The sequence below is a fragment of the Streptomyces sp. GSL17-111 genome (assembly GCF_037911585.1).
Lineage (GTDB): Bacteria > Actinomycetota > Actinomycetes > Streptomycetales > Streptomycetaceae > Streptomyces.
Genome location: NZ_JBAJNS010000001.1, coordinates 1,394,164 through 1,410,009, shown reverse-complemented (window position 1 = coordinate 1,410,009; position 15,846 = coordinate 1,394,164). Strand labels below are relative to the sequence as shown.

Sequence of the window (15,846 nt, the reverse complement as noted above, 5' to 3'; positions counted from 1 at the left end):
CGAGGCCGACGGTCCGCGAGGGGCGGCCGGCGCGACTGTCACAGCCCGGCGGCCGCCGGGGCTCCGCGGACGTGGGCGACCAGCGGTGGAATGACGTGGTCCGCGTCCCCGGCGACACCGCGCAGGGTGTTGGACGCGAACGAACGCTGGAACTCCAGCCCGAGATGGACGAGTCCGGGGTGCGTCAGGGACAGCCCGCCGCTGTGCAGGGGTGCCCCGTCGGCGTCCAGGGCGCCGAGCCCTTCGAGGTAGCCGACGTCGGGTCGGTATCCCGTGGCCAGGAGCACGACGTCGACCCGCTCGCGCGTGCCGTCCGCCCATACCACCGCGTCCCCGTCGAGCGCGGTGAACATCGGACGCCGGTCCGGGCGGCCGGACGCGACGGCCTGTCGGTGGATCCCGCTGTCCAGGACGAGGGTGCCGCTGACGTAGTGGATCAGCCACTGCGGTGGCAGCTGGTCGAAGCCCGTGGTGGTCAGCCAGTGGTGGAGGTCCCTGCCGCCGGGCCGCTGGTCCACGAAGCGGAGCGGGGCACGGGTGGCCAGCGAGACGGTCGCCACCTCCGCGAGTTCAGTGCCCACCTGAACCGCGGAGTTGCCGCCGCCGACCACCACCACCCGCTTGCCGCTGAACCTCGTGGGGCTGCGGTAGTCGGCCACGTGCAGCACTTCGCCGGTGAAGCCGTTCCGTCCGGGAGGCGAGGGCGTCGCCGGGTTCCCGAAGGCGCCGGTGGCCGCGACGAGTCCGGCCGCACGGATCACGTCACCGGTGGCGGTGTGCAGAGCGAAGCCGCCCGCGGCGCTGCGGACGTCCACGACCCGCGTGCGGGTGCGGAGGTCCACCGAGAGCTGGTCGGCGTAGCGCACGAGGTAGTCGACCACCTCGTCCCGGTGCGGGTAGCGATCACCGTCGCCGCCGAACGGCAGACCGGGCAAGGCGCTGTACCGGGCGGGGGAGAACAGCGTGAGGCTGTCGTAGTAGCGCGGCCACGAGCCTCCGGGGCGGTCGGATGCTTCCAGCACGACGGGCGTCAGCCCGTGCCGGAGTACGGCCCGCGCTGCGGCGAGCCCGGACTGCCCGCCGCCGATCACCGCGACGTCCACCTGCTTCATGGATACCTCTGATTCGATGCTTGTCAATGTTGACGTTCATCGAATCAGGTGTGATGCTGGTGGCGCAAGACATTGACCAACGTCAAAACAACGGGAGTCGTCGTGAACGTGTCCACCCCCTCCGAACTGCCCGTCGTCGTGATCGGGGCCGGTCCCGTCGGCCTGGCCGGGGCCGCGCGCCTGCTGGAGCGCGGCATCGAGCCGCTGGTGCTGGAGGCCGGCCCGCAGGCCGGCGCGGCGGTGCGGGAGTGGGGTCACGTACGCCTGTTCTCCCCCTGGTCGGAGGTCGTCGACCCGGCTGCCGAGAAGCTGCTGGCGCCCACCGGCTGGGTCCGGCCGGACGGCGCCGCGTACCCCTCGGGGGCCGACTGGGCCGAGCAGTACCTCCAGCCCCTAGCCGACGTCCTCGGTGCCCGCGTGCGCTACGGCGCCACCGTCACGGGCGTCGCCCGGGCCGGGCGGGACCGCGTCGTGGACGCCGACCGGGCCGGGCAGCCGTTCACCGTCCAGCTCACCACCCACGACGGCCGGGAGGAGCGGCTCCTCGCCCGTGCGGTCCTCGACGCCTCCGGCACGTGGACCACGCCGAACCCGTTGGGCGGCAACGGCCTTCCGGCCCTGGGGGAGCGCGCGGCGTCCGCCCGCCTCGCCTACCGGGTGCCCGACCTGAACGACCCGGCCGTGCGCGTCCGGTACGCCGGAAAGCGGGTCGCCGTCGTCGGCACCGGCGCGTCCGCCTTCACGGCCCTCGCCCAGCTCGCCGACCTCGCGGCCGCCGAGCCGGGCACCCATGCCGTGTGGGTGCTGCGCCGTGGCATCGGCACCGACACCTTCGGCGGCGGCGAGGCCGACCAGCTCCCCGCCCGTGGCGCCCTCGGCCTGCGGGCCAAGGCCGCCGTCGAGGCCGGGCACGCCGACGCCGTCACCGGCTTCCGCACCGAGGCGATCGAGCGGGACGGTGAGCGGCTGGTGCTCGTGGCCGAGGACGGCCGCCGCACGGAACCCGTGGACGAGGTCATCGTCCTCACCGGCTTCCGCCCCGACCTCTCCTTCCTCACCGAACTCCGCCTCGGCCTGGACGACCGGCTCCAGGCGCCCGTCGCGCTCGCGCCCCTCATCGACCCGAACGTGCACTCCTGCGGCACCGTCTACCCGCACGGTGTGCGCGAGCTGTCCCACCCCGAACAGGACGTGCACCTCGTCGGGATGAAGTCCTACGGCCGCGCCCCCACGTTCCTCGCGCTCACCGGCTACGAGCAGGTCCGCTCGATCGCCGCCGCTCTCGCGGGCGACCGGGAATCCGCCGAGCGCGTCGAGCTCACCCTCCCCGAGTCGGGCGTGTGCGGCGGCGCCGGCCTCTACGACGCCCCCGAGGTCACCGAGGCGGACGGAGGCGGCTGCTGCGCCGCCCCGCCCACCTCACAGGCCGACGGCCCCGCCTCCCGGGGCACCTCCTGCTGACGCCGTGGCCTGCATGCGGCCGAACCGGTTATGGCCGTCGGAGTGTCGGACCACCACACTGAGCACAAGAGGCGGGTCGAGTCGCGGCCTCGCGGTCAGACCTCGATGACGCGGATGCTGGGGCCGCAGAGCTTCAGGAGGTCTTCGGGATCCGATGTCAGGACGGTCGCTGGGGCTGGCGAGGTGAGTGCGGTGGCTGCCACGATGGCGTCGACGGCGTACTTGTGGCCGTGTAGTCCGGCCGCGGCCAGGAGCTTGCTCGCATGGCGGGCGATGGCTTCGGTGGGCGGGATGATGTTCACGCGGGAGACTGCGTAGTCGAAGCGGGCCTGGTTGACCCTGGGGTCGCGTGCTTCGACGAGGGTGACGGAGCTGGTGACGACGCGGATGTCTTCGGATTCGGCCGCAGCCAGCCACTCGGTGATCGCGGGCGTGCGTCGTACCAGTTTGGACAGGCCTTCGCAGTCCAGGACGAGCGTGCCGCTCACGCGGCGTCCGCCGAGCCTGCGGCGTCGCCGCGGAGAATGGCGCGTTTGGCGTCGACCGCCGCCTGGTCGACCGGACCGTGTTCGGCTTCCGCGTCTTCGATGAGCTCGCGCAGTCGGTCCCGTTCCAGTTGGCGCTGGATGAGGGTCTCGACGTAGGCGGACATGCCTCGTTTGCCCGTACGCGCCTTGAGGGCAGCGATGGTTCCCTCGTGGAGGGAGACCGATACGGGCCGGACGGGTCCTTCGCCGGGCGCCTGGGAGGTAACCATGGGGCCGAGTTTAACAAAACTCTTGTTATTGGACGGGGTGATTCTCTGAGCGGATGTGTCGGATCCGCCAGGGACTCCCACGTCTGTCCCAGGGAGACTCCAGGGACTTCGGCCGTACAGGCGGGGAAGGCCCTGACAGCGCCGAAAGAAGCAAACACGCTGGCAGGGCCCCCTTCCTCAGCACTCGATGATGTTCACCGCGAGCCCGCCGCGGGCGGTCTCCTTGTACTTGACGCTCATGTCGGCGCCGGTCTCCTTCATCGTCTTGATCGCCTTGTCGAGCGAGACGTGGTGGCGGCCGTCGCCGCGCAGGGACATCTTCGCGGCGGTGACGGCCTTGACGGCCGCCATGCCGTTGCGCTCGATGCACGGGATCTGCACGAGTCCGCCGACCGGGTCGCAGGTCAGGCCGAGGTTGTGCTCGATGCCGATCTCGGCGGCGTTCTCCATCTGCTCGGGCGACGCGCCCAGGACCTCCGCGAGGCCCCCCGCCGCCATGGAGCAGGCCGAGCCGACCTCGCCCTGGCAGCCGACCTCGGCGCCGGAGATCGAGGCGTTCTCCTTGAACAGCATGCCGATCGCGCCCGCCGCGAGGAGGAAGCGGACGACGCCGTCGTCGTCGGCGCCGGGGACGAAGTTGACGTAGTAGTGCAGGACGGCCGGGATGATGCCGGCGGCGCCGTTGGTGGGGGCGGTGACGACGCGCCCGCCCGCCGCGTTCTCCTCGTTGACCGCCATCGCGTAGAGCGTCACCCACTCCATCGCGTGGGCCTCGGCGTTGCCCTCGGCGCGCAGCTGCCGCGCCGTCGTCGCCGCGCGGCGGCGCACCTTGAGCCCGCCGGGGAGGATGCCCTCCTGGCTGCTGCCGCGCGCCACGCAGTCCTGCATGACGCGCCAGATCTCCAGCAGCCCGGCCCGGATCTCCTCCTCGGTGCGCCAGGCCTTCTCGTTCTCCAGCATCAGCGCCGAGATCGACAGGCCGGTCTCGCGCGTCAGCCGCAGCAGCTCGTCGCCGCTGCGGAACGGGTGGCGCAGCACGGTGTCGTCGAGCTTGATGCGGTCCTCGCCGACGGCGTCCTCGTCGACGACGAAGCCGCCGCCGACCGAGTAGTACGTCTTCTCCAGCAGCGGCCGGCCGTCGGCGTCGTAGGCGAACAGCGTCATGCCGTTGGCGTGGTACGGCAGCGAGCGGCGGCGGTGCAGGATGAGGTCGGTGTCGGCGTCGAAGGCGACCTCGTGGGCGTCGCCTATCTCGGTGGAGAGCAGCCGCAGCCGGCCCTCGCGGCGGATGCGGTCCACCCAGGCGTCGGCCCGGGTGACGTCGACGGAGCGGGGTGAGTGGCCCTCCAGGCCCAGCAGGACGGCCTTGGGCGTGCCGTGGCCGTGCCCGGTGGCGCCGAGTGAGCCGAAGAGTTCGGCGCGGACGGAGGTGGTCTGCGCGAGCACCCCGTCGTTCTTCAGCCGGGCCGCGAACATGCGCGCGGCGCGCATCGGGCCGACCGTGTGCGAGGAGGACGGGCCGATGCCGATGGAGAAGAGGTCGAAGACGGAAATGGCCACGGTGCGGACTCCCTCGTCAGCTCGTGGGTGGAGCGTGCGGTCTGGGGCGGGGCCGGACGCCGCGCGGGGGTGGTGCGGGGCGTCCGGCCCGGCGGGGGCTACCCGGAACTACTTCGTCAGGCCCGGGTAGAGCGGGTGCTTCTCGGCGAGCGCGGTCACGCGGACGGCGAGCGACTTGGCCTTGGCCTCGTCGAAGTCCGGCAGCAGCGCCTCGGCGATGATGTCGGCGACCTCGCGGAAGTCGTCCTCGCCGAAGCCGCGGGTGGCCAGCGCCGGGGTGCCGATGCGCAGCCCGGAGGTGACCATCGGCGGACGCGGGTCGTTCGGGACGGCGTTGCGGTTGACCGTGATGCCGATCTCGTGGAGCCGGTCCTCGGCCTGCTGGCCGTCCAGCTCGCTGTTGCGCAGGTCGACGAGGACGAGGTGGACGTCGGTGCCGCCGGAGAGGACGGAGACGCCCGCCTCGACCGCGTCCGGCCGGGTCAGCCGCTCGGCGAGCAGCTTCGCGCCGGCCAGGGTGCGCTGCTGGCGCTCCCGGAACTCGTCGGTGGCGGCGATCTTGAACGAGACCGCCTTGGCCGCGATGACGTGCTCCAGCGGCCCGCCCTGCTGGCCGGGGAAGACGGCCGAGTTGATCTTCTTGGCGTGCTCCTTCTTGGAGAGGATCACACCGCCGCGCGGCCCGCCGAGGGTCTTGTGCGTGGTCGTGGTGACGACGTCGGCGAACGGCACCGGGTTGGGGTGCAGCCCGGCGGCGACGAGGCCCGCGAAGTGCGCCATGTCCACCATGAGCAGCGCCCCGGTGGCGTCGGCGACGCGGCGGAACGCGGCGAAGTCGAGCTGGCGCGGGTAGGCGGACCAGCCCGCGATGATCAGCTGCGGCCGGTGCTCCTGCGCCAGCCGCTCGACCTCGTCCATGTCGACGAGGCCCGTCTCGGGGTCGACGTGGTAGGCGACGACGTTGTAGAGCTTGCCGGAGAAGTTGATCCGCATGCCGTGCGTGAGGTGACCGCCGTGGGCCAGGTCCAGGCCCATGATCGTGTCACCCGGCTTGAGCAGGGCGAACATGGCCGCCGCGTTGGCGGAGGCGCCCGAGTGGGGCTGCACGTTGGCGGCCTCGGCGCCGAACAGCGCCTTGATCCGCTCGCGGGCGATGTCCTCGATGACGTCGACGTGCTCGCAGCCGCCGTAGTAGCGGCGGCCCGGGTAGCCCTCGGCGTACTTGTTGGTGAGGACCGAGCCCTGGGCCTCCAGCGCCGCGACGGGCGCGAAGTTCTCCGAGGCGATCATCTCGAGGGTGGACTGCTGACGGTGGAGCTCGGCGTCGACGGCGGCGGCGACGTCCGGGTCCACCTCGTGGAGGGAACGGTTGAGAAGCGACATGAGAGGTGTCCGTCCGGGTTCGAAGGGGGGCTCAGCCGGCGGTGAAGGCGGTGTACTCGTCGGCCGAGAGCAGGTCGTCCGGCTCGTCGGTGACGCGCACCTTGAAGAGCCAGCCGCCCTCGAAGGGAGCCGAGTTCACCAGACCCGGGTCGTCCACGACGTCCTGGTTGGCCTCGACGATCTCGCCGGTGACGGGGGCGTACAGGTCGCTGACCGACTTGGTCGACTCCAGCTCGCCACAGGTCTCGCCCGCGGTGACCGTGTCGCCCACGTCGGGAAGCTGGACGTAGACGACGTCACCGAGCGCGCCCGCGGCGTGCGCGGTGATGCCGACCGTCGCGACGCCGTCCTCGGCGGTCGACAGCCACTCGTGCTCCTTGCTGTAACGCAGCTGCTCAGGGTTGCTCATGAGGTGAATTCTCCCGGATGAGGGGTGGTGGTGTGGGGAAGGGGTGCGTCAGGCGCGGCTGGGCCCGTCATGGGGCGGTGGCGCCCCGGGCGGGGTGCCGGCTCAGCGCTCCCGCTTGTAGAACGGCAGGGCCACGACGGCGTACGGCTCGTGGCTCCCGCGGATGTCGACGGCGACGCCCTCGGTGCCCGGCGCGGCGTGCGCGGCGTCCACGTAGGCCATGGCGATCGGCTTGCCCAGGGTGGGGGAGGGGGCGCCGGAGGTGACCTCACCGATCCGCGTCCCGTCGGCGGCGACCACCGGGAATCCGGCACGCGGCACGCGTCGGCCCTCGGCGACCAGGCCCACCAGGACGCGCGGCGGGGTGGCGGCGGCCCGCTCGGCGGCTGCGGCCAGGGCGTCCCGGCCGACGAAGCGCCCGTCGTTGGTCGTCTTCTCGAACTTCACCACCCGGCCCTGACCGGCGTCGAACGGTGTCGTCGCGCGGGTCAGTTCGTGCCCGTACAGGGGCATGCCGGCCTCCAGGCGGAGGGTGTCGCGGCAGGACAGGCCGCAGGGCACCAGGCCCTCGCCCTCCCCGGCACTCAGCAGCGCCTGCCACAGCTTCTCCGCGTCCTGCGGCGCGGCGAAGAGCTCGAAGCCGTCCTCACCGGTGTAGCCGGTGCGGGCGATCAGGGCGGGCACGCCCGCGACGGTGCCGGGCAGCCCCGCGTAGTACTTCAGGCCCTCCAGGTCCGCGTCGGTGAGGCCCGCGAGGACGCCGTGCGCCTTCGGGCCCTGGACGGCGAGGAGCGCGTAGGCGTCGCGGTCGTCCCGCACGGCGGCGTCGAACCCGGCCTGCCGGGCGATGAGCGCGTCCAGCACGACCTGGGCGTTGGAGGCGTTGGCGACGACCATGTACGTGCTCTCACGGCCGTCGGCGAGCCGGTAGACGATCAGGTCGTCCAGGATGCCGCCGTTCTCGTCGCAGATCATGGTGTAGCGGGCGCGGCCCGCCTTGACGGCGGAGAGGTTGCCGACGAGCGCGTAGTCCAACAGTTCGCCGGCCTGCGGACCCGTGACGGTGATCTCGCCCATGTGCGAGAGGTCGAAGAGGCCGGCGCGGGTGCGGACGGCGTGGTGCTCGTCGCGCTCGCTGCCGTAGCGCAGCGGCATGTCCCAGCCGGCGAAGTCCGTCATCGTCGCGCCGAGGGCGCGGTGGACGGCGTCGAGGGCGGTGCGTCGGGGCGGGGCGTTCTCGGGCAGGGCGTCAGACATTCAAGGGGCTCCCAGGCAGGGCGGACATGTCCTCCCCATCTGTCATCGGAACCTGAGAGGTTCGCCGCAGGCCCGAACGGGCCACGGCTTGCACCTTGGGTGGGACCGGCCCCGGCTCGGGGCCCGCCCGCTTTTCAGATATGCCTCACTCGCGCGGTATCAGGGGCCTGAGAGATTCAAGGGAGGACTTGCTCCTTCGGCGCTCCGTGTCCGGTGACCGGTGAACCGGTGACCAGCATGTGGAGACTCTCCCGCGCGGGTTCGAACGGCCGGTATGAAGTTCGCGGGCTCATCATTGCACGCGACCCGCCGCAGCGGCACCCCGGAGCGGAACCGCGGGGGAGCCCGGACCGGCACGCCGTCACGGAGCGCGTGGCGGGCCACCGGCGGGGCCCGGAGCGGGTCCGCAGGGTAGCGAGGGGGAACCGCAGCGTGGCGAACGGTCATCATAGGAGTGGCCGCGCGCCCGCGAGCCGCCCCGGGAGGAGAAACGGCATGATCCGGAACGAACCCCAGGCCCATCCCTGCCCGGCCGCGCTGCCCGCCGTGCCCCACCAGAGCGCCGTCCCGGACGTCGAGACGCTGCCCCCCGCCGTCCGCGACCTGCGGGGGCGCCGCGTGCTCCCGCCACCCACGTTCCCGGCCGGGGACCGGGTGGTGGTCTCCGGCCTGCCGGGCAGCGGCAAGTCCACCCTCATCCGCGCCCTCACCCACCACCTGGGCGGCACGGCGCTCTCGGTGGACTCCCAGGACGTGCGCGAGCGGTGGGACCGGCGGATGCCGCCGTGGCTGCCCTACGCCCTCTACCGGCCCGCCGTGCGCCTCGACCACTACCGGCGGCTGCGCCGTGCGCTGGCGGGCGGGGCGGGCGTCATCGTCCACGACTGCGGGAACCTGCCGTGGGTGCGGCGCTGGCTGGCCCGGGACGCCCGGCGGCGCGGGGTGCGGCTCCACCTCGTCGTCCTCGACGTCCCGGCGGACGTCGCCCTGGCCGGGCAGGCCGAGCGGGGCCGGACCGTCTCGTCGTTCGCGTTCGCGCGGCACCGGCGGGCGACCGCGCGCCTGCTGGCCGGCCTGGCGACGGGTCGCCTCCCCGCCGCCTGCGACGCGGCGCTCCTGGTGGACCGGGCGTACACCCGCGCCCTGCGCGGCACCGCCCCGGCGGCGTCGGGCCGCTGACGGACGCCGCGCCCCGTCCGCGACCGGCCGCCGGTCGCGGACGGGGCGCGGCGTCCGCGCCGCGGTCAGCTCCGCGCCGCGCCGAGGTCCGGGGGAAGCAGCTCGGTGACCAGCCGCGCCGCCGCCGCGACCACCTTCGCCAGCGGCTCGGTGAGGCGGTCCGGGTCCTGCTCGGGCAGGGCGTCGAAGAGCCGGTCCAGCGCGGCGCGCAGGTCGCCCAACGCGTCCACCCGGGCCTGTGCGGCGGGCCCGGCCGCAGCCTCGTCCGACACCTCCGACACCTCCGACACCTCCGACACCTCCGACACCTCCGACACCTCCGACACCTCCGACACCTCCGACACCTCCGATGCCGCCGGCGCGGACGGCGCGTCGCACGTCGGCAGGGGCAGCGGCACGTCCGGGGCCTCGGGGGGCGGGCTCACGGGCAGGCAGGTCGGCAGGCCGGAGGGCAGGTCCGAGGGCACGGCGGTCGGCTGCCGCCGCGACGCCGGCTCGGACGCCGCCTCGGACGCGGCGAAGGACAGCTCCAGCTCCCGCAGGTCCGCCAGGACCTCCTCCCGGTGCTCCCGCATGTCGTACCCGGCGATCGGGTCGGCCTCGAGGACGTCCTGGACGAGCGCCATGACGGAGGAGACGCCCTCGCCCATCAGGTCGAGTCGGTGGGCCTCCTCGGCGAGCCGCGCGGCACCGCGCTCGGCGGCCGGTGCGGCGGCCGGTGCGGGGGCGGCCGCCGGGTGTGACGGACCGGCTCCGGCGGTGCCGACGAGCGTCAGGGTGAGGGTTCCGGCGAGGGCTGCCGCCACGGTGAGGGAGGCGGTCGTACGGGAGGAGAGCATCAGAAGGTGACTTCCTGTGTGCCAGAGGCACCGGCGGGCACCTCTTCGGTACTGCGGGGGCCCTTCCACCGTGGAAGCGGACGTCACGACGTGCAACCGGACGGTCACGTCAGGCCACCGTCCGGGTCAATCCCCGGCGCCCTGCCTACCGGGCGACGTCCCCCGCTAGGGTTTCGCCCATGACAGCTCCCCAGCAGCCGCATCCGTCACCGCAGCCTCCGCACCCCGGGCCGGGACACGCCGGCGGTCGGCCGGGCAACGAGCTGGAGGAGACGCTGGCCGCCTCCGTCGGGCAGCCGCACGCCGGTGCCCGGCTGATGGAGGTGCTGGGTCGCAGCAGCCTGTGGGTCCCGCTCCCCGAGGGCGGCGGCCCGGACAGCCGGGACGTCGACCTGCCCACCGTGGAGCGGGACGGCGTGCCGTACGTGCCCGTCTACAGCTCCGAGGAGCAGTTCGTGCACTGCGTGCGGGTACCGATGAGCTACGCCGTCGTCCCGGCCAGGGAGTTCGCCCGGGGGCTGCCGCCGCACGTCGGCATCGTGGTCAACCCGGAGGGTGCCGTCGGGGCGCCGGTCCCGCCGCAGGCGGTGGCGCTGCTGTGCCAGGAGGGCGGCGCGGAGGGCGTGCCGGGGGCGCCGACGGGCGCGCGGGTGCGGCTGTTCGAGCCCGACTGGCAGGACGATCCGGTGGACTTCCTGTCCGCCGCCGCCACCGAGTTCGGGCGGCTGCCGCAGATACGGACGGCCCGGCGCGGTCTGGCCAGCGCCGAGGGCGACCCGCCCGCGCTGTTCGTCGGCGTCGAGCTGGACCTCCTGGAGCCGGAGGCCCGGCAGGCCACGCACGACGCGCTGGCCCGCGTGCTGAGCACGCACACGGTGCGCTGGCCCGTGCAGCTCGTCCTCCTCGACGCCGCGCCGCACGATCCGGTCGTCGGCTGGCTGCGCGAGTGCGTCCGGCCCTTCTACTCACGCCCCCTCTGAGTAGACTGCCGGGTTGGCCCGAGTACGACGACGCGGGCCGGGGCGTGGGCGGGTGAGTGAACGGCGCACCGCGACTGAGCGGTCCCGGCCGTGCCGTCCGGGGCTCGTAAGCTGATTTCATGTCGGGGGGCGCACGGCTGGTGCCCGAGCAGGTCGAATGCGGAGAAGGGCGGCGGACGTGAGCGCGGGTGAGAGCGTCGAGGTGCTGCTGCGCCAGGTGTCGCCCGTCCGGGACGACAGGTACGACCGGTACGAGGCGCTGCTGCACGCTCTCGCCGGTACCCGCCTGCTGCCCTTCCTGTGGCACGGCGCCCCGGACGCGCCGGACGCCCGGTACGCGCGCATGGACGTCGCGGGGCACGGCTACGTCCCGTGCGCGACCTCCCCGCGCGCGCTGGAGGCGAGCGGCTGGAACCGTGGTCACGGGACGTCCACCGGGCGGGACGCCGCCGGCCTGCTCTACCCCCGCCACCTCGGGCTGTGGCTGGACCCGCACGGGCCCGGCGGCGGCCTCGGCATCCCGTGGCCCGACCTTCGCCGCCTCGCCGTGGGGCTCGACCGGCTCCCGGCCGGGCCGCTCGGAATCGGGGAACCCACGGTGCAGGCACCGCAGTTCTACGCCCAGTTGACCCACCACGCTCAGCGCACCCCCGCCGTCCGCAGCCTGCGCCGGGCCTGGGTCCGCCCCGCGTACGGCTCGGCGTTCCTCGCCATCGGCGTCGACGTCTACGAGGGCGGGCCGCACGCCGGGCAGGCCGCGCACACCGCGCTCAGCACCGTGCGGCAGGCCGCCGGAGCGCTGCCCCCGGGGCTGCCCGTCTCCGCCGTCACGATGTCCGACGCGCACGATCCGGTCGCCATGTGGCTGCACGCCCACGCCCGTCCCTTCTTCGACCGGGACGCGGCGGCGACCGCCCACCACCCCGCGCCGACCCCCGGCTACGGCCACCCCCACGCCCGCTGACGCCCGAGCGCGCGCCGCCCGGTGCGGGCCCCCGTCACAGCCCGGGGGATATCGTCCGGTACGCCGCCCAGGGACGTTTTTATCGGTGCTTCCGCCGCTGGTCTCAGCTCGGTATCACCGGCATGCGGACGGTTCACACCTCTATGGATGCACAGTAATGTGCGGGCGACCAGAATCTGTTGCACCACCAGACCCCTGAGGTGGACGATGCGTAGAACCAGATCCAGGGTCGTCACGGCGATCGCGGCCACCCTTGCGGTCGGACTGATAACCAGCGGATGCGCCAGTGAGCGGGACGACGACGGTGGCGGAGAAGGCGGAGACACCTTCGTCTTCGGCGCCCCCGGCGACCCCGGCTCCCTGGACCCGGCCCTGGCCAGCGACGGCGAGACGTTCCGCGTCACCCGGCAGGCCTTCGAGGCGCTGATCGAGCACGAGCCGGGCGGCAGCGAGCTCGTCGGCGGCCTGGCGGAGTCGTGGGAGAGCAACGAGGCCGGCACCGAGTGGACGTTCAACCTCCGTGAGGGGGTCACCTTCCACGACGGCGAGAAGCTGACCGCCGAGGCCGTCTGCGCGAACTACGACTACTGGTTCAACTGGACCGGTACGTACCAGAACAAGGCGATCTCCTACTACTGGCAGACCATCTTCGGCGGTTTCGCGAAGAACGAGAGCGAGGACACCGCCGAGCCCAACTACAAGGGCTGCTCCGCGCAGGACGAGCTGACGGCCGTCATCTCGGTGAACGAGGCCTCGGCGAACCTGCCCGGTGGCTTCTCCCTCCAGGCCCTGGCCATCCACTCCCCGAAGGCCATCGAGGAGTACAAGAAGGAGTCGGCCACGGGCGAGGGCGACGCCCTCACGTACCCCAAGTACAGCCAGGAGGCCGGGACGGTCGCCGGTACCGGGCCGTTCAAGATCGCCGAGTGGGACAAGGGCAACCAGGAAGTCACCCTGGAGCGCTTCGACGACTACTGGGGCGAGGAGAAGGCGGGCGTCGAGAAGCTCGTCTTCCGCACCATCTCCGAGGAGAACGCCCGCCGCCAGGCGCTGGAGGCCGGCAACATCGACGGCTACGACCTGGTCGCGCCGTCCGACGTCGAGGGGCTGAAGGACAAGGGCTTCCAGGTCCCCGTCCGAGGCGTCTTCAACATCTTCTACCTGGGCATGTCCCAGGGGGCGAACGAGGCGCTGGAGAAGAAGGAGGTCCGGCAGGCGATCACCCACGCCATCGACCGGGACAACCTCGTCAACACCCAGCTCCCCGAGGGCGGTGTCGTCGCCACGCAGTTCATGCCGGACACCGTCGACGGCTTCTCCAAGGACGTGGCGACCTACGAGTTCAGCACCGACAAGGCCAAGGACCTGCTGGCCGACGCGGGCGAGTCGAAGCTGAGCATCGACTTCTGCTACCCGACCGAGGTCACCCGCCCCTACATGCCGGCCCCGGCCGACATGTTCGAGCTGATGAAGGCCGACCTGGAGAAGGCCGGCATCACGGTCAACCCGAAGCCCATGAAGTGGGCCCCGGACTACCTGGACGCCACCGAGAACGGCTCCTGCGCCCTGCACATGCTGGGCTGGACCGGTGACTTCAACGACGGCTACAACTTCATCGGCACCTGGTTCAGCGGCTTCGACGCCCAGTGGGGCTTCCGTGAGGACGCCGTCTTCGACGCGGTGAAGGCCGCCGAGTCCGAGCCGGACGTCGCCCAGCGCGTGGAGCTGTACAAGAAGGCCAACGAGACGATCATGGAGTACGTCCCCGGCGTGCCGATCTCCTCCTCGCCGCCCTCCATCGCGTTCTCCGACGAGGTGAACCCGCCGGAGGTCTCCCCGCTGACGCAGGAGAACTTCGCCGAGGTCTCCTTCAAGTAGTCCCCACCATCGCGTGAGGTCCGCCCGGCCACGACATCCAGGTGGCCGGGCGGACCCGCGTCCGATGCCCTAGTTCGAACCCCAAGAAAGGGGGTAGCGCGGGGTGTTGCGTCTCGTCGTCAGAAGACTTCTGCAGCTCATACCCACCCTGCTCGGTCTGTCGGTCCTGCTCTTCGTCTGGGTGCGCCTGCTGCCCGGTGGGCCCGCCGCGGCCCTCCTGGGCGAAAGAGCCACCGCGGCCGACAAGGCCCAGATCGAGAAGGCACTCGGCCTCGACCAGCCCCTGTGGGTCCAGTACGGGCGCTTCCTGGAGCGGCTCGGCCAGCTCGACCTCGGCACCTCGACGCAGACCGGCCAGCCGGTGTGGGACGAGTTCACCCGGGCCTTCCCCGCCACCGTCGAACTCGGCGTCACGGCCATCATCATGGCCATCGCCGTCGGTATCCCGCTCGGCTACTTCGCCGCCCGCCGGCGCGGCAGCTGGCTCGACGTGTCGGCCGTGTCGGGCTCGCTGCTCGGCATCTGCATCCCCGTCTTCTTCCTCGCCTACCTGCTCAAGGCGCTCTTCGCCGTGCAGCTGGGCTGGTTCCCGGCCTTCGGCCGCCAGACGACCGGCCTCGACGCCACCGAGGTCACCGGCTTCTACGTCCTCGACGGCATCCTCACCGGTGAGTTCGACGCCTCCTGGGACGCCGTGCAGCACCTGGTGCTGCCCGCGATGGCGCTCGCCTCCATCCCGCTGGCCATCATCGTGCGCATGACGCGCGCCAGTGTCCTGGAGGTCCTCGGCGAGGACTACGTGCGCACCGCCGAGTCCAAGGGCCTCAAGCAGAACGTGGTGCGCGGCCGGCACGTGCTGCGCAACGCCCTGCTGCCCGTCGTCACCGCCATCGGCCTGCTGACCGGCGGGCTGCTCTCCGGCGCCGTCCTGACCGAGTCGGTGTTCGCGTTCGGCGGCATCGGCTCGTTCATCAAGACCGCCATCGACCAGCGCGACTACCCCGTGCTCGTCGGCTTCATCATGTTCATCGCGCTGGCCTACGTCATCATCAACCTGCTGGTCGACCTGGCGTACAGCCTCATCGATCCGAGAGTGCGGGTGCACTGATGAGCACCAAGACCGACAAGATCGACCGGCTCGCCGAACTCACCGCGAGCAGGGAGACGACCACCGGCAACAGCCTGTGGGTCGAGGCCATGCGCCGGCTGCGGCGCAGCAAGATGGCGCTCATCGGCGGCGTCATCATCGGCGGGTTCGTCCTCCTCGCCGTGCTCGGGCCGTGGATCGCCCCCTACGACCCCACCGACACGCACACCTGGCGCGGCGAGGTGCTGACCAACCAGAACATCTTCGTCGGCCCGCGCGCCGAGAACTGGCTGGGTCTGGACCACCTCGCACGCGACGAGTTCTCCCGGATGCTCATCGGCGCCCGGCAGACCCTGCTGGTCGGCATCGTCGCCACCCTGCTGGGCTTCACCGTCGGCGCCCTGATCGGCGGCGCCTCGGGTGCGGCCCTCACGCTCGGCGGCGCCGCCGGCAAGCGGTTCGACACCGTCGTCATGCGCTTCATCGACATGATGCTCGCGCTGCCCTCGCTGCTGCTGGCCGTCTCCATCGCGGCCGTGCTGGGGCAGTCGCTCACCACCGTCATGATCGCGGTGGGTGTCGTGCAGGTGCCCATCTTCGCGCGGCTGCTGCGGGGTGCGATGCTGGCGCAGGGCGGCTCGGACTACGTCCTGGCGGCCCAGTCCCTCGGCGTGCGCAAGCGGCGCATCGCCCTCGGCCACGTGCTGCCCAACTCGCTCAGCCCGGTCATCGTGCAGTCGACGCTCAGCCTCGCCACCGCCATCATCGAGGCGGCCGCCCTGTCCTACCTCGGCCTCGGCAACCCGGACGCCTCCGAACCGGAGTGGGGCGTCATGCTCGCCCAGGCCCAGGGCTACTTCGACAGCGCTCCGATGCTGGCCGTGTACCCGGCGCTGGGCATCATCATCACCGCCCTCGGCTTCACCCTGCTGGGCGAGGCGATGCGCGAGGCCCTCGACCCGAAACTGCGGAGCTGATGA

Annotated in this window: 15 protein-coding genes and 1 riboswitch; of the genes, 7 read left to right on the top strand and 8 right to left on the bottom strand. The window is 72.4% G+C overall.

Going from position 1 to position 15,846, the window contains the following annotated elements; genetic code table 11:
* Positions 1–38: 38 nt before the first annotated feature.
* The gene (locus tag V6D49_RS05935; protein WP_340557748.1) at positions 39–1,112 is read right to left on the bottom strand and encodes a flavin-containing monooxygenase; all 1,074 of its coding nucleotides are present in this window, start codon (positions 1,110–1,112) and stop codon (positions 39–41) included.
* A gap of 102 nt (positions 1,113–1,214) precedes the next feature.
* On the opposite strand from V6D49_RS05935, the gene V6D49_RS05930 reads away from it, so the two are divergent.
* Positions 1,215–2,573, top strand: a complete 1,359-nt coding sequence (locus V6D49_RS05930; RefSeq protein WP_340557746.1) for an NAD(P)-binding domain-containing protein — start codon at positions 1,215–1,217, stop codon at positions 2,571–2,573.
* Between the two features lie 95 nt (positions 2,574–2,668).
* Here the strand turns inward: V6D49_RS05930 and V6D49_RS05925 are convergent, their stop codons facing one another.
* From V6D49_RS05925 to gcvT, 6 genes are all read right to left on the bottom strand, one after another.
* Positions 2,669–3,061: a type II toxin-antitoxin system VapC family toxin gene (locus V6D49_RS05925; protein ID WP_340557744.1), complete on the bottom strand. Its 393-nt coding sequence runs from the start codon at positions 3,059–3,061 to the stop codon at positions 2,669–2,671.
* Positions 3,058–3,330, bottom strand: a complete 273-nt coding sequence (locus tag V6D49_RS05920) for a hypothetical protein (protein WP_340557742.1) — start codon at positions 3,328–3,330, stop codon at positions 3,058–3,060. Before V6D49_RS05920 ends, V6D49_RS05925 begins: the two co-directional genes overlap by 4 nt.
* A gap of 177 nt (positions 3,331–3,507) precedes the next feature.
* Positions 3,508–4,890 (bottom strand): L-serine ammonia-lyase, encoded by a 1,383-nt coding sequence (locus V6D49_RS05915; protein ID WP_340557740.1) that lies wholly within the window; start codon positions 4,888–4,890, stop codon positions 3,508–3,510.
* A 108-nt stretch (positions 4,891–4,998) separates the two neighbouring features.
* Positions 4,999–6,273 carry a serine hydroxymethyltransferase gene (gene glyA / locus V6D49_RS05910; protein ID WP_340557739.1) on the bottom strand — a complete coding sequence of 425 codons (1,275 nt, stop codon included), beginning with the start codon at positions 6,271–6,273 and terminating at the stop codon, positions 4,999–5,001.
* A gap of 31 nt (positions 6,274–6,304) precedes the next feature.
* Positions 6,305–6,682, bottom strand: coding sequence for a glycine cleavage system protein GcvH (gcvH, locus tag V6D49_RS05905; protein ID WP_191211708.1), 378 nt, complete (start codon positions 6,680–6,682; stop codon positions 6,305–6,307).
* Positions 6,683–6,784: 102 nt separating this feature from the next.
* The gene (gcvT, locus tag V6D49_RS05900; RefSeq protein WP_340557738.1) at positions 6,785–7,939 is read right to left on the bottom strand and encodes a glycine cleavage system aminomethyltransferase GcvT; all 1,155 of its coding nucleotides are present in this window, start codon (positions 7,937–7,939) and stop codon (positions 6,785–6,787) included.
* Between the two features lie 144 nt (positions 7,940–8,083).
* Positions 8,084–8,203, bottom strand: a riboswitch (glycine riboswitch).
* 231 nt (positions 8,204–8,434) lie between these two features.
* Here gcvT and V6D49_RS05895 point away from each other — a divergent pair.
* Positions 8,435–9,118 (top strand): AAA family ATPase, encoded by a 684-nt coding sequence (locus V6D49_RS05895; protein ID WP_340557737.1) that lies wholly within the window; start codon positions 8,435–8,437, stop codon positions 9,116–9,118.
* 65 nt (positions 9,119–9,183) lie between these two features.
* Here V6D49_RS05895 and V6D49_RS05890 read toward each other — a convergent pair whose 3' ends face one another.
* Positions 9,184–9,957: a hypothetical protein gene (locus V6D49_RS05890; RefSeq protein ID WP_340557735.1), complete on the bottom strand. Its 774-nt coding sequence runs from the start codon at positions 9,955–9,957 to the stop codon at positions 9,184–9,186.
* 179 nt (positions 9,958–10,136) lie between these two features.
* Here V6D49_RS05890 and V6D49_RS05885 point away from each other — a divergent pair, with 179 nt between their 5' ends.
* The 5 genes from V6D49_RS05885 (at position 10,137) to V6D49_RS05865 (ending at position 15,843) form a co-directional block, all read left to right on the top strand.
* Positions 10,137–10,937: an enhanced serine sensitivity protein SseB gene (locus V6D49_RS05885; protein WP_340557734.1), complete on the top strand. Its 801-nt coding sequence runs from the start codon at positions 10,137–10,139 to the stop codon at positions 10,935–10,937.
* Between the two features lie 157 nt (positions 10,938–11,094).
* Entirely contained in the window at positions 11,095–11,901 is an 807-nt protein-coding gene (locus V6D49_RS05880) for an enhanced serine sensitivity protein SseB C-terminal domain-containing protein (protein ID WP_445330471.1), read from the top strand.
* 207 nt (positions 11,902–12,108) lie between these two features.
* On the top strand, positions 12,109–13,779 hold the full coding sequence (locus V6D49_RS05875) for an ABC transporter substrate-binding protein (protein WP_340557731.1): 1,671 nt from the start codon (positions 12,109–12,111) through the stop codon (positions 13,777–13,779).
* 103 nt (positions 13,780–13,882) lie between these two features.
* Positions 13,883–14,887, top strand: a complete 1,005-nt coding sequence (locus V6D49_RS05870) for an ABC transporter permease (RefSeq protein WP_340557730.1) — start codon at positions 13,883–13,885, stop codon at positions 14,885–14,887.
* Complete coding sequence (locus V6D49_RS05865) at positions 14,887–15,843, top strand: ABC transporter permease (protein ID WP_340557729.1); 957 nt, start codon at positions 14,887–14,889, stop codon at positions 15,841–15,843. Before V6D49_RS05870 ends, V6D49_RS05865 begins: the two co-directional genes overlap by 1 nt.
* Positions 15,844–15,846 lie beyond the last annotated feature (3 nt).